Consider the following 14,401-nt stretch of genomic DNA (forward strand, 5'->3'; position numbering starts at 1 on the left):
CTTTATAACGCTCTTACTTGTTTCAACGGCCAGAAAACAGCTTGTCCTTTTCCGACAATTTCATCTTCTGAAATAAAGCCAAACATGCGACCATCCTTAGAAACTTCACGATTATCCCCTAAAACAAATACTTGGCCTTCTGGCACTTTCGTTTTTCCTGTGATTTGTTCTAACGTAAAGTCTGGAGTTAATACACGGCCTACTGCTTTTTCTTTAAACTGTTTTAAATATGGTTCTTCCATCGCTTTGCCGTTTACATATAAAACATCATTTTTATACTCAACTGTATCGCCTGGCAAACCAATTACTCGTTTTACTAAATCGTATCCTTCTTTTCCGTGGAAGACGATAATATCAAAGCGATCTAATCCACTTATACTATAACCAATCTTATTCACGAGCACTCGTTCGTTATTTTTTAAAGTGGGCATCATTGATTCACCTTGCACTAAAGAAGGTGTAAATAAAACACCGCGAATAATAGCAATTAATACAAGGGTAAAACCTATCGTTTTAGCCCAAGAGAATAATTCTTTCTTCGTATTTTCCTTCATCGTTTCTCCTCTTTCTTAAGCACTTATTTTATGATTTTAACTAATTCTTGTACTAAATTAGGGTCTATTTCAGAAAAACATGATTTTCCTTCTCTTACCGCTGTACCGACATGAGCTTGCGAAATTCCAGTTTCATCTAGCAATCGCTTTATATTTTCTTTCGTCACGCCAGCTCCAGCTACAAGCTGAATTTGACCATCACTTACCTTTTGCATTTCTGTAAGCACCGGAATATTCTCTACTATATTTCCTTGTCCACCTGAAGTTAAAACGTGAGTCACTTTATGAAACTTCTTTAAAGTGTTCATCGCTTCTACTGGATTTTCTATATCATCTATCGCACGGTGGTACGTTACATTTATTCCATCTACAACAGATAGTAAATCCGCTAATTTCTCTTCATCCACTTCATTTCGTTCGCTTAATACGCCTAATACTACACCAGCTGCTCCTAACTTCTGTGCAACTATAATATCTTCTTTCATCATTTCAATTTCTTCTTCCGTATATGTAAAAGACTTCGCATGCGGACGAATCATAACATGAATTGGTATACTTACCGCTTCTACCGCTTTTTTTATAAAAGCATAACTCGGTGTTAAACCACCTTCTGTATAAGATGAAATTAATTCAATCCGCTTCCCGCCAGCGCTTTCAATTCGTTTTACATCTTCTAAACATGTTGCAATAACCTCTAGCATGAGATGACCTCTTTTCGTGCTTTTTTCTTATTATAACATTAGTAAAAATAAGAAGCCTAGCTTTCTCCTTTAAAACTTAAAAAAGAAGAATGAAAAGAAAGATTTTTTTATTGGCAACAATTATTGGTAACATCCTATTATTCATGTACACTCCTACCATAATGAAAAAAACCCGTCATTTTGACGGACTTTTCTAATTTCAAGCTTTTCTTTCCTCAGTTTTCATATCAATGCCTAATTGATCTTCCAATAACTTTACACCTTTCTTTGTAAGATGGACAGCTCGGTTCTTATCCGTTTTGGTAATCCATCCCTGTTCAAAAAGCAGTTTTGCAATTGCAGACCCTAACCAACCGGAAATATGGTAACGCCGTTCACTCCAATCAAGGCAAGGTTTTGCAAATACCCTCCTTTTTGTATCTGCCTCATCAACATTTATTCCAAAATTCAGAAACCATTTCTTACCTTGTTCCGTTACAATGTATTCTCCATCCTCTAAAATTATAAATTGCCTATCTAGTAATTTTTCAGTTATCTCTACACCAAGTTTGCCTGCAAGATGATCATAACAAGTTCGAGCATAACGAATTTGTTTTAGTTGACCTGATTGTTTTAAAGAGCGAACTTGAACTGTTGGTGCGATTGTCCCTAACTTTTCAAGCACTTCTGCAACTTCTTGATTAGCAAGTCGATAGTAACGATGTCTACCATGTTGTTCAACTGTAAGTAAATTCCCTTCTACTAATTTAGAAAGATGAGAACTAATTGTTGGATGTGACACTTTTGCCATATAAGCCAATTCACTAGCGGGTAGTGCCTGATTATTCATTAGACAATCTAATATGATTGCTCTTGTAGGTTCAGCAATTAGTTTAGCTATATATGAGATATTCGGATATACATTCATATTTCGATGATACCCTAACTATTAAATTGATACAATTATTTTAAGTTTAATAGTAAAGGAGAATTTATTATGAATGCAATTGATCTTAGTATATTAAATTTGAAAGAAACGAGAAGGCGCTCAGAAAAATTATGGAATTCTCTTCCTAATAATTTTCTTAATTGGAAGCCTGATCCTGAGGCTATGTCTTTTGGTGAGATGATTCGTCATGTATGGAGTTCAACTTTTTACTACCATATGATTATAAAAAACAACGGTTCAATAAACGACATACGTATCACGTATGATGACGAGCCGATTACTTGTGTAAAAAAAGAAATTGAATTGGCACAATCATACTTTACTGACTTCATAGAATATGTTCAATCAATAAGCATAGCCGAACTAGATTCAAGACTTATTGATAGAAGCGATGTTGGCTATCAACGATATTTAGGCGATATGCTATTACGAATTGCCTATCATGATGCGGTCCATGCAGGTCAATTTTTACAATATTTACGAATGGTAAACTTAGAAAGACCATTAATTTGGGATTAAATACGAAAAATGTTTATACAGCCTCCAAACTGGCATTACAATAAGAATTTTTCAACAAGAAACAATCACAAACCATGATAATCATTTATATTAAAAACCTACATCTCAACTAAGTACTTCATACACATAAAAAGCACGGGTTTGATTACTAATCAAACCCGTGCTTTCAAAACAACTATAATATCCACAAACAATAAAATGTAAAATTTAAAAACTACGACCGAAACGCCGCATCCGCCAACATAGACAATGTTGCATCATCCATCGGTGGATTGTGTAATCCTGCTCTGACATTTAAATAGTAACGATGGAGCGGATTTTTTTCTGATAAACTTTTTGCTCCTACGATGCGCATCGATTTATCCACTATAGATATCGCCGCATTTGTTACGGCGTATTTCACGGCTGCTAATTCTGCTTGCAGTGATAGTTTATCTTCTGCCTCATCGTACTTTTTCGCAATTTGATATAAAAAGACACGAGCCTGCATAAGCTCAAGTTCTAATTCTCCAATTAATTTTCTAACATTTGGCAATAAACTAATAGAATGGTTTAAACTGTTTGGCTTATATGATTCCGCAAATTGAACTGCATAATTTCTTGCTGATTGTGCAATTCCTAAATAACATGCTGGTATATGTAGCAACCAGCCAACACCCTTTTGTTTTACTTTCCCGCCTTTTATATCTGTAAAAAAGCGACTTTCTATCTCTACATTTTGTAAGACAAGGTCGTGGCTAGCAGTCCCTCGCATTGCAACGCTATCCCACGTTTCTTCAATAGATACACCGAGTGTATTTCTTGGAATAACAAACTCACCAACTTCTTCTTGGCCTTCCATACTTGCTGAAATAATAAAATAATCAAGTACTGGCGCCATCGTTGTAAAAGTTTTTCTTCCATTTATAACCCACTTCTCGCCTTGTTGAACCGCTATTGTTTCTGGTTTGCCGCCACGCGTCGGACTCCCTGTTTTCGGTTCTGTTGCTGCCCTGTTAAAGAGCGCACCATTACGTACTTCTTCGCAAAACCATTTGAACATCTCATCATTCCAAGAGCGATTTTCCGCTAGCTCTTTCACAATGCCAAGATGCCAGCCAATCGATAATGCAGTAGCTCCGCAGCCTTCCGCGATTTTCTCTTGAAATAAAACAAAGTCATATAAAGAAATCGCACTACCACCAAATTCCTTCGGTAATGTTAATTTCGTATATCCGATATCTTTCAAATCATTTATATTTTCATACGGAAATGATCCTAATTCACTTAGCTGATGCTCCCTTTCCATGAACTTCGGAATCAATTTATTTATTTGTGCAATAATGAAAGATTGTTCTTCTGTTTCAACAAATGAGAGTGCCATACTATAATCTCCTTTATGTTCGATTCATCAACCGCTCACTTTTTCATTATGATTATATGAAGCTACCTCTCTATTGTTTCACTATTCCGATAAAAATACAATGTTTTTGACTAATAAGAAAAGTTCCTATTTAAGGATAGGTTCTTTTCTTATGTTAATCTCCCTTCAATGCCTTTAATGGCAAAGAGGTTACATATCCAATATACGAGAATAATTCTTTAAAGAAGAATGGAATTTCTGTGTCTAACGTTTTATATGCTGATGTCGGCGTTGGTGAAGCATACGCTTCAATATTAATATGTTTTGCAATTCTCATTGCGCGTTTCATATGAAGTGGATCACTTACAATCGTGTATGTGCGTATTCCGTTCTCTATTCCAACTTGCTTCGCATTTTTTAAATTTTCTTCAGTGAAAAGGGATTTAGTTTCAATTAAAATATCTTCCTCTTTTACACCTTGTTTCATTGCATATACTCTTGCAGTACGTGCTTCCTCAAGTTCTGCCTCGAACTTTGTACCACCTGTAAAAATAATCTTTTTAATATTTCCGTTCTTATATAAAGAAATCGCATGATTAATTCTTTCTTTAAATACAGGAGATGGTTTTCCGTTCCACGAAGCTGCTCCTAGTACGATACCAGCATCCGTTTTCACGTCATCATTTGCTTTAAAACGATAACTCCAAATATCGTAAGCTGCATAACTTACATATAAAATAGCAGAACAAATCATTAGTAAAAATACTTGAAAGATTCGTCTTTTCTTACTCTTCTTATTCTCTTTCATTTGTAATTGCCTCCGTACATCATCCATACTTCTATAAAAAACATTTATATCAAATCGTTTTGTTTGAGTTTATTTAAAAGAAGGAACTTTACTTGTTATTTATATATAAAAGGGTTTTCATTTAAAATTGAGGATTATCAATTCATTTTCATTTGCGGTTTTCATTACATTTTTTAAATTCATAAGTTTATTACCATACAACTACATTGTAACGAATTTTTTCTCAGAAGGGAACGATGAAACAAAAGGAATTAAAATAAAGTAGCATTTTGTAAGAAAAAAGGTATATTTTTCATATATCACGAACAATATACCTTTCAAAACACGAATTATAACTTTTCTTTATATAACTCTAATTTTTCTAACAATTGTTTTTTTACGCCTGGCCATTCACTCGAGATAATACTGTACACCACCGCATCTCTCACATAACCATTCGGTAATTTTCTTTCATTTCGAAGCACACCCTCTTTTACTGCTCCTAACCTTTCAATTGCTCGTTGTGCTTTTTCATTTCTTGCATCCGTCTTAATTTGTACCCTAAGCATATGCAGTTTTTCAAAAGCATACTGGAGAAGCATATACTTACACTCTGTATTTATACTCGTACGTTGCACACTCGGATGATACCACGTTTGCCCTAACTCAACTGTCTTATCTTCTACTGAAATATTATATAAACGTGTACTTCCTACAATCTTATTCGTCTGTTGATCTACGACTACGAAAGGTATTTGAGTACCTCTTCCGTAACCCTTTATCGCTTTTTGAACGTATTGTTGCATATCTTGCACACTATCCGTTTTAGAGATTAAATACGCCCAAATATCCCGATTTCCTTCTACAATCGAAAACAAAGTTTCGACATCAGTATTATCCATTAACCGCAACTTTGCTCTTTCGTGAATAAATTCCATTTGTAAGCCCCCTTTGTTGTTACTATATCATAAGAATTAAAAACGTATTATAAGAATAAAAAAATATAATAAAAAAATTCTTTTCAAATATATTCTTCTCGTATTATACGGTAGGAAGACTCATCAGTAACCCTTAAAAAAGAAGCTTTTCATAATTTCCAATAAATCCTATATAATGATAAACGGGAGGGGATAAAAAATGTTAGATCAAATTACTTGGGGAACGCCAGGCAGCTTATTATGCTTAGGGTTCTTTTTTGCGGGACTAGGAATCTTCTTAAGAAGCGTTACGTCATATACGAAAAATAAATAAAAATATCCCGCTTTTAAACAAAAGAAGCCCTCTTTTTACAGACGGCTTCTTTTTTATAACTTTATCTTATTAAAACTTCAAAGCAACAAATAAGCAATCGGCGTAATGATAAGCAACGTTAAAATCGTTCTCTGCACATATAAAATAATAAGTTCAGATACTTTTAACGGAATATCTGTTGATAATATACAAGGAATGGAAGCAGAGAAAAACAGTATAGATGATACGGAAACAACTGCAATAACAAACTTTGTCACAAGTGGTGCACTTACTACTAATAATGACGGTAAAAACATTTCTGCAATACCAACTGATGCGGCTTTAGCAGCTAATTCTGCTTCCGGTAATTGTAATAGCCATGTAAATGGATAGAAAATATAACTAATCCAATCAAATATTGGCGTGAACTTCGCTAAGACGATACCAATTAATCCTACTGACATAATAGATGGTAAAATTCCCATCGTCATAATAAATCCATCTTTTAAATTCACTGCAATGTTTTTCATAATGCTCGGTGCAGATTTTGATACTTCTAACGCATCTTCCCAAGCACGTTCTAACATTTTCTCTTTATAAACAGGCTCTGGGAACCCTTCTTCTGTTACATATGTATCTGGTTTTCTACTGAGGGGCGGGATTCTTACGGTGATAGCAGTCACGATGAATGTTACAACAAGTGTAGTCCAAAAATAAACATTCCATAAATGCATAATATCTAATGTTTTTGCGATGATGATCATAAATGTAGCGGATACTGTAGAAAATCCTGTAGCGATAATCGCCGCTTCTTTTGTCGTATACTTTCCTTCTTTATACACGCGATTCGTAATAAGGAGAGCAAGCGAATAACTTCCAACGAAGGACGCAACTGCATCGATTGCCGATCTCCCCGGCGTATTCCATAATGGCCTCATAATCGGACGACAGAATGTACCGATAAATTCAAGCAATCCATATCCGACTAATAACGCTAAAAACGCCGAGCCAATTGGAACGAGCAAACTTACTGATATGACTAGCTTCTCATATAAAAACGGTCCAACATCTGGCGCAAAGAACCAAGCTGGTCCTACTTTTAAACAATATAATATGCCAAAAACAACGCCAACTACTTTTAAAATAGAAAAACAAATGTCTACGATAGATGCATTCCATTTCTTCGTATAAAATGGATAAATCGCACCAATCGCCATAACGAACAATGCATAATAAGGTACTACGCCTGGAACCGAAGCCCTAATCCACGATACGATATGATCAATCATAATAGACGATGCACCGTTTATCGTAACAGGAACGAAAAACATAAACACCCCAACGAGACTAGCAAGTATAAACCGAAGAATAATCCCCTTCTCTCGCCCTGTCTTAATTACATTACTCTTTAATTCAATTTCACTCAAAATTCGACACCTCCTATTATCTAAATATTCTGTATAATTATGTTATATTCCTTCTTTCCATTTCTACTATTTAATCATATGAAAAAGCCTATTTTAAAATAGGCTTTTCTATTACCTCTCATAATCATCCACAATCACTTGAATGATACGATACGATTCTTCTGCTACTTTTTCATTACTATCCCTATTCGCATCATATGTAATTAACGCCTTCCAAAGAGCCCATCCTCTCGCTCTATTCCACTTTTCTTCATCCATGCGTAATACTTCTTTAAATACATTTCTACTATTTTCATCAAAAAACGTCCACGCCATCGCTGCATCACAAGCAGGATCTCCTACACCTAAAATACCAAAATCAATTACAGCACAAAGTTTTCCCTCTTTAACGAGTAAATTCCCCGGTGCTACATCTCCATGAATCCAAACTGGCTTACGGTCCCATGTTGAACTAAGTGCTACATTCCAAAGGTGCTTTAATAATGCCTCGTCAAAAACATCCTTATTATTTTCAATAGCAACTCTCGCCTCTTCATCATATACAGATATAAGTCCGCCTCGGTAAAAATTATGTGTTCCAGCTAAAGGTCCGTTACTCGCATTAATAGATTGCAATTCTACTAAAAAAGATCCTAAGTCCGCCGCAAATTCATTTAAATCCCGAACGTTTTGTTTCGTAACTGTTTCTCCCTCTATCCACTTATTAATAGACCAAGGCAATGGATACGCTTCAGACGGATTTCCTTTCGCAAGTGGGGTAGAAATCGGTAAAGAAAGCCCCTTACTTAATAGTGGTAACCACTTATTTTCTTTCTCTACTTGCGGTGCATATGCCACATCACTTGGCAATCTTACACTCATCTCATCCCCTAAGTGAAACGTCCTATTATCATGCCCACTAAACTTTACAGGTTTCACTTCTAAATGGGCCCATTCAGGAAACTGTTCCTGTATTAACTTTTTAACTAAACTTACATTAATTGGATGCATTCACATTCTCCTTTTCTTTTGAAACTTACTAAGCCCATCCGTACTCCCAACATATTCAAAACTATTTTTCTTATAAAAATCATTCAACGTACGATTATGCCCCACGCAATCTAACTTCAAATACTCTTTGTCATGTTGTACATTCTCTTCTATCCACTGTAAAATCCATTCGCCAATTCCGTTCCCCTTATACTTCCGTTTCACCGCAAATCTATGAATATATAATGAATTAGAAACTTCCTCTAAATATTTTATTCAATTGTTGCACTACGTTTTAAAATGTTTTCTAATATATGCACCACATTAGCCGTTCATTCTTAATGCTCACTTCGACTTCAGGAAGTAATATAAAAACCATACTGCATGATTTTGTTCATCTTGTATAGCAAACTCTAATCCTTGTAAATACGTATTCGAACAGTTTTCAGTAATTTGTGCTTTCGGCTGCCTGCCAGTTAAGTTCGTATAAATTTGTACAAAGTTGTGGAAATGCTTTATTTCATCATTACGAATTTCAAAAATTTATTTTTGTTCTACTTGATTTGGAGCCATATTCGCTAATTTTGCATAGCAGCTTATAGCGCTATACTCTCCATTTATAGCTTTTTCAATATCACTAATCAACTTATCATTTTGTCTATACCAATCATAATAATTCGAATTATACATCGTATCCCTTCATACTTTCGCTTAACATTTTATGCATTTAGAAATAGTAGGAGCCTATGTATATAACGGGACGGCTTTAGATTGAAAGAAAAGTTTGAGAAAAGGGTCTATTTTGCAAAGGAATTGCTTATTCATAAAGTGAAACTATATTCAGTGGGGATTTTACTACACGACAAATAGCGGATAAAATATCACTATTTTTTTGTACGCTGTTGCTATAAATTCGCGAATGAATCAGGTTTCCAACCAGATGTGGTGTTGAGATGCGAAGCTATTATGAATCCAGTCATATAACTAGGAGGTACCACTATGCCATCTTTATTTAAAACTATGGCCTTCCAGCTGAAAACCGAAAGACTTGAGCTTAGTATGTGGGAGGAATCCGATTCCGTTTGGCTGAGCAAATTAATTGGCGAACGTGGCGTGGACATTCCAGCCGTTGATTCCGTTCGTAACCGGCTCATTGAGATGCGCAAGAAGGCAGACGAAAATGGCATTTCTCTTCTCACTATTCGAAGGCGCAATGAAGGTGATTTCATCGGATACTGTGGCTTAATTATTGGACGTTCCACAATTGAAGAGCCGGAGGTTGCATACGAGTTGTTCCGTAGCGTTCATGGTAAAGGTTATGCGACTGAGGCGGCATCTATTGTACTGGACGCAGCGATTGCTACTGGGCGCCAAAGACTTTGGTCGACTGTAGGTGCTTGGAATATCGCTTCCCTCCGGGTGCTAGAAAAGATAGGATTTAAGCGTCATCACAGTACGTGGGATGATGAACGTGGTGAGATTGTTTGGAACGTACGCGATTTTTAGAGATTCCGACTTAATTCTAAACAATACACTTTTCAACAATCAGGCATTTACATTGAGAAAAAATCAAAAACAAGCCGTTTCACTAATTAGTGAAACAGCTTGTTTTTAAGCATTCAATTCTGTTTCATGCCCTTTTACTACACTACGTTTGAGTGCAGTTGCTAATATAGTAACCATACTTACTATACCAATCCAAACGAGTACAGTAACAGGAGTATTCCAACTTAACCCTTTTCCGAAGAAGAAGATTTCTCTTAGGCCTTCAATCATAAATTTCATTGGTAACCATGAGTAAACCCAGTCTTGATAAAACGGAGACAACATCTCAGGTGCTAACGATAATAACGGCGCCCCGAAGAATAGTAATAAAGCGAATAAACCGATCCCTTTTAGCCCAACTAATGAAAGTACCGCAGATATCATTAAGAAGAAACTAAAAGAAGTAATGGATAAGAATAGAGCTGTATCCGTGAAGTTCGAGATATTTAACCCTACCATCCCATCCGCAATCCATGTAAGACCAAACCCAATTACAAGTGTCGCAATAATACTTAACTTCTTATATGGCATCTGCGCATATAGGTGTCATCCAACAATGGTTAAATAATGGACAAAAAGAAACACCTGAGGAGATTGCTCGCTTTTTATCAACAATCGCAGTTCATGGTCCTTTTTATGCGGCTGGTTTAAAGAAATGAGTTGTTGCAAAATAAAAGATCATCCACTATTTATAGCGGATGATCTTTTATTTCATTACAACACTTCAATATACCCTTCTGTTCCATGTACCCGTATTCGTTGCCCATCTTTTATTAATTTCGTAGCATTCTCTACCCCGACAACTGCTGGTAATCCATATTCACGTGCGATAACCGCTCCATGGGTCATCAGCCCGCCGACTTCAGTGACTAATCCTTTTATAGATACAAATAATGGTGTCCAGCCAGGATCAGTAAACGCAGTAACTAATATATCTCCTTCTTCTAAATTCGCTTCTTCCATGTTTAAAATAACGCGAGCTCTTCCCTCAATCACTCCTGAAGAAACAGGCAGGCCTACAATCGCGTCAGCTGGAAGGTTTTCACGTTTATATTTACCTGTAATGATTTCTCCATCAGACGTCATTACACGCGGAGGCGTTAGTTTTTCATATAATTTATAATCATTTTTTTGTTTATGAATAATTTCGTAATCTAGTTTCTTCGTGCGAACAACTTCGTGAAGCTCTTCAAAAGTTAAATAGTAAATATCATCAACTTCATGAATGACACCGCTCTGCACAAGTTGCTCAGCTTCTTTCAATAACGCCTGCTTATATATGAAATAACGATTAATCATACCGTATTTTGGATATTCACGATAGCCAATAAAATTACGGATATTACGAATCATTCGCTTCGTTTCTTCTACTTTTTGTTTACTATCCGGCACGTGCTGCAATCGGTCTAATAATTCTTCTTCTTTTTTCAAAGCTTCTTGCAGTCCTTCTTCAAACTTCCGCTTACTCGCACCATATTCAAAGTCTCTTATATTATTTAATATCATTGGGATAATGGTTGTTGGCTTCTCACTCCAGCGCGTTTTCGTAATGTCGATTTCTCCGCTACATCTCATTCCATATTTATTTAGGAAAGCAATGATTGTATCTCGAGTTTTTTCTCCGCCGTTATACTGAACAAGTTCATCTAAAAAGTTATCCTCTTCTACATGTTGTAAATACGCAATAACTTCTGGATACGGCCGAATCACATCAGCAACATCCATTAATGCTAGCCCCATTTCTGACGTAATATTATTTTGTACCGATTGAGAAAGCGCGTCTGCTACATTCTTTTCGCCTAGCCATTGCTCCATTTTTTCATTGATCCAAGCCGAAGCATTCATACCTGCCATAATGACCGCTATACTTTGCGGGTTAAATAATACTTTCTTTAATTGCTGAATGTCTTCCAAAATAAAATCAAGTACATCCACCCTTGATTTCGTTTGCATGTTTCGCTTTAACTCTTCGATTGATGCTTCACTATTTTTTATTAAATCTGTAACGATTGCTGGATCAATTTCGATTTCTGGTTGCGAACTTACTGGTGGCTTACTTTTACTAGCACTCTTTTCTTTTTCTTCATCCGGTAATAATTTAATAAAATAATCTCGTTCGATTATAGTCGTTAATGCATCTCTTACGAGTGGATCCGATTTCCCTAAAGTGTTTACTAAATAATCTCTGCTAGCAGGTAAAGCTAATTGTTGCGTAGCATCAACAAACAGCCTTCCTCCCGCTTTGCGCATAGGAGCATTAGTCGTTAACAAGAAAAAGGATAAACCTAATGGTTTCATCGCATCGGTCATCATTTGTTGGTGACCAACTGATATATAAACGTGATTTCCCCCATCATTTACTTCTGGAATTGGATATAAAGTCGTAATTGGCCTGCTTTGGACTATATAAAATGTATCATCAACTAAGCACCATTCAATATCTTGCGGACAACCAAAATAAGCTTCGATTTGTCTTCCGATGCGTGCTAGTTGTAAAATCTGTTGTTCAGTAAGTGTTTGAACTTTTTGCTTATTAGGAGTAATTTTCTTTCTCTCTGTTCCGCCTTCTTTTCGTCCATAGATGGCTAATTTTTTCGTTGCGATGACCTTTTCGACGATTTCGTCTTCTTTTACCTTATAATTATCTGCAGAAACCAATCCAGATACTAGCGCTTCGCCAAGTCCAAAGCTGGCATCGATTGACAACACCTTCCTATTCGAAGTAATCGGATCCGCAGTAAATAAAATCCCTGAAGCCACAGGGAAAACCATTTTTTGAATGACAACACATATAGAAACTTGATTATGATCAAAACCGTTTTGCATTCGGTATATAACCGCTCGATCTGTAAATAAAGAAGCCCAGCATTTTTTAATATGCTGCAAAATGTTTTCTTTTCCAATAATATTTAAATACGTATCTTGTTGACCAGCAAACGAGGCATACGGTAAATCTTCAGCAGTAGCACTCGAACGCACTGCATACCCATGTTCATCGCCAAAGTGCGAGAGATAATGAGCTACTGATTCCACTACATCAACTGGAATTTCCACCGCCATAATGACTGCTCTAATCTTCTTACTAATTTCACCAATTTGATCTCGTTCCTCAATTTTTAGCATTTTTAATTGATTCAACAAAGTTTGAAATGCTTCATTTTTTCCGATGGCCTGTTCATACCCTACCGTTGTAACACAAAAACCTTCTGGCACTTGTATCCCTTGAATATTGGATAACTCCCCTAAATTCAATCCTTTTCCACCAACGAGAAAAAGCTGTGTTTTTTCTATTTCCTGAAAACCGAGAACGAAAGAACTCATTTGGCACCTCTCCTTACTATTCATGTGTTCTTGATTGTAACAGTAGTAAATGAGAAGAAACAGTCTATTTCGAACTTGATTTACATGATATAATTAAGTTAGGAAGAGATTAAAAAATGCCCCAGTTGCATAATGAAGTAACTGGGGCTCCTTATTTCCGCTCAATTTTAAATTATAATTTATTCACAACTAACTTCAATGTACTTCTGTTTTTCTCCTTTTTTATAACACGCCATTAATTATCACACACAATTCTTACCTCGACAAATAGTATATAACTCGAAATACGCTTTAGTTTAACCTCCTGTGAGCCTTTTCACAGGAGGTTTTATACATACATATATTATTTATAATGAATTAGTTCTCCTATTTTCCCAAAAAAAGGATGATTGTATTGGAAATGAAAAAACTTCAAGGAATTTATGATGATGTTATTAGTTTAGGGGGAAATTGTTATACCGCTATCCATCTGAAAAAATATAGGCTGCGGAAATATTCAGGTCCTCTAGATTGGTTTGAATCACCGAATCTTTCTTCTATCAACACATTATTGAAAAATAATTTTATAGACTTTATGGATTTAAAAAACATGCACGCAATGCAGGAACAAAATATTGTGTTTAATGATGGTGTGATACAACCTGTTTTTTCTCATATTATAAAAGACACAAAATATAACGTAACATCTTATCATGATTTCCCTGTTATTCCAAATGAAGATTGGTTCATCACATACCATGATTTTAAACAAAAATTAGATCGAAGAATTGATAACTTTTACGAAAAAATTCATCATTCACAATCCATTTTATTTGTTAGATGGGGCGGAAACTTGACTGAAGCACTAGAATTACAAACCGTTTTATCGAATATTGTTAAAAATAATTTTAAGATTCTTTTACTCTATCCAACAGGACTTGAAAATGAAATAAACGAATTAGAATGGGGGCTTGATCATGTTTTCCCTATTCAAGTTTCAAGTAATTATCAAAATAAAAGAACTTGGTATATCCTCTTAAAAGATATACACTTAAACTCAAAATAATAGTAGAAACTACGACTTTACAATCAATATTTT

At 35.5% G+C, this 14,401-nt stretch carries 12 protein-coding genes and 4 pseudogenes; 4 read left to right on the forward strand and 12 right to left on the reverse strand.

The features are described from left to right. Positions 1 to 2: 2 nt before the first annotated feature. From lepB to MR143_RS09305, 3 genes are all read right to left on the reverse strand, one after another. The gene (lepB, locus tag MR143_RS09295) at positions 3 to 554 is read right to left on the reverse strand and encodes a signal peptidase I (RefSeq protein ID WP_000662502.1); all 552 of its coding nucleotides are present in this window, start codon (positions 552 to 554) and stop codon (positions 3 to 5) included. A 23-nt stretch (positions 555 to 577) separates the two neighbouring features. Then, positions 578 to 1,255 (reverse strand): copper homeostasis protein CutC, encoded by a 678-nt coding sequence (locus tag MR143_RS09300; RefSeq protein ID WP_000895114.1) that lies wholly within the window; start codon positions 1,253 to 1,255, stop codon positions 578 to 580. 199 nt (positions 1,256 to 1,454) lie between these two features. Continuing rightward, positions 1,455 to 2,162 carry an ArsR/SmtB family transcription factor gene (locus tag MR143_RS09305; protein WP_001103802.1) on the reverse strand — a complete coding sequence of 236 codons (708 nt, stop codon included), beginning with the start codon at positions 2,160 to 2,162 and terminating at the stop codon, positions 1,455 to 1,457. Positions 2,163 to 2,231: 69 nt separating this feature from the next. On the opposite strand from MR143_RS09305, the gene MR143_RS09310 reads away from it, so the two are divergent. Then, positions 2,232 to 2,702, forward strand: a complete 471-nt coding sequence (locus MR143_RS09310; RefSeq protein WP_000991285.1) for a DinB family protein — start codon at positions 2,232 to 2,234, stop codon at positions 2,700 to 2,702. A gap of 214 nt (positions 2,703 to 2,916) precedes the next feature. Here MR143_RS09310 and MR143_RS09315 read toward each other — a convergent pair whose 3' ends face one another. The 7 genes and pseudogenes from MR143_RS09315 to MR143_RS09345 form a co-directional block, all read right to left on the reverse strand. After that, positions 2,917 to 4,065, reverse strand: coding sequence for an acyl-CoA dehydrogenase family protein (locus MR143_RS09315; protein WP_001218340.1), 1,149 nt, complete (start codon positions 4,063 to 4,065; stop codon positions 2,917 to 2,919). A 154-nt stretch (positions 4,066 to 4,219) separates the two neighbouring features. Then, complete coding sequence (locus MR143_RS09320) at positions 4,220 to 4,852, reverse strand: YdcF family protein (protein ID WP_000662216.1); 633 nt, start codon at positions 4,850 to 4,852, stop codon at positions 4,220 to 4,222. A gap of 329 nt (positions 4,853 to 5,181) precedes the next feature. Further along, positions 5,182 to 5,769, reverse strand: a complete 588-nt coding sequence (locus MR143_RS09325; RefSeq protein ID WP_242280714.1) for a GNAT family N-acetyltransferase — start codon at positions 5,767 to 5,769, stop codon at positions 5,182 to 5,184. A 390-nt stretch (positions 5,770 to 6,159) separates the two neighbouring features. Continuing rightward, positions 6,160 to 7,488 (reverse strand): YjiH family protein, encoded by a 1,329-nt coding sequence (locus tag MR143_RS09330; protein ID WP_001289420.1) that lies wholly within the window; start codon positions 7,486 to 7,488, stop codon positions 6,160 to 6,162. Positions 7,489 to 7,599: 111 nt separating this feature from the next. Then, positions 7,600 to 8,478 (reverse strand): aminoglycoside phosphotransferase family protein, encoded by an 879-nt coding sequence (locus MR143_RS09335; protein ID WP_000553384.1) that lies wholly within the window; start codon positions 8,476 to 8,478, stop codon positions 7,600 to 7,602. Continuing rightward, positions 8,479 to 8,721, reverse strand: a pseudogene (locus MR143_RS09340) (GNAT family N-acetyltransferase); the annotation flags it as partial. It abuts the gene before it with no gap. Positions 8,722 to 8,802: 81 nt separating this feature from the next. Continuing rightward, positions 8,803 to 9,147 (reverse strand): annotated as a pseudogene (locus tag MR143_RS09345) (ferritin-like domain-containing protein). A 309-nt stretch (positions 9,148 to 9,456) separates the two neighbouring features. Here MR143_RS09345 and MR143_RS09350 point away from each other — a divergent pair. Further along, positions 9,457 to 9,963 (forward strand): GNAT family N-acetyltransferase, encoded by a 507-nt coding sequence (locus MR143_RS09350; RefSeq protein WP_001139525.1) that lies wholly within the window; start codon positions 9,457 to 9,459, stop codon positions 9,961 to 9,963. Between the two features lie 105 nt (positions 9,964 to 10,068). On the opposite strand, the pseudogene MR143_RS09355 reads toward MR143_RS09350, so the two are convergent. Then, positions 10,069 to 10,509: pseudogene (locus tag MR143_RS09355) on the reverse strand (ABC-2 transporter permease); the annotation flags it as partial. A gap of 2 nt (positions 10,510 to 10,511) precedes the next feature. Here MR143_RS09355 and MR143_RS09360 point away from each other — a divergent pair. Continuing rightward, positions 10,512 to 10,661, forward strand: a pseudogene (locus MR143_RS09360) (TetR-like C-terminal domain-containing protein); the annotation flags it as partial. Positions 10,662 to 10,716: 55 nt separating this feature from the next. Here the strand turns inward: MR143_RS09360 and ppsA are convergent. After that, complete coding sequence (gene ppsA, locus MR143_RS09365; RefSeq protein ID WP_000094228.1) at positions 10,717 to 13,323, reverse strand: phosphoenolpyruvate synthase; 2,607 nt, start codon at positions 13,321 to 13,323, stop codon at positions 10,717 to 10,719. A 385-nt stretch (positions 13,324 to 13,708) separates the two neighbouring features. On the opposite strand from ppsA, the gene MR143_RS09370 reads away from it, so the two are divergent. Next, on the forward strand, positions 13,709 to 14,368 hold the full coding sequence (locus MR143_RS09370) for a DUF1796 family putative cysteine peptidase (protein ID WP_202822194.1): 660 nt from the start codon (positions 13,709 to 13,711) through the stop codon (positions 14,366 to 14,368). Positions 14,369 to 14,401: the final 33 nt, after the last annotated feature.

The organism is Bacillus cereus group sp. BfR-BA-01347, assembly GCF_022663835.1.
GTDB classification, from domain to species: domain Bacteria; phylum Bacillota; class Bacilli; order Bacillales; family Bacillaceae_G; genus Bacillus_A; species Bacillus_A thuringiensis_K.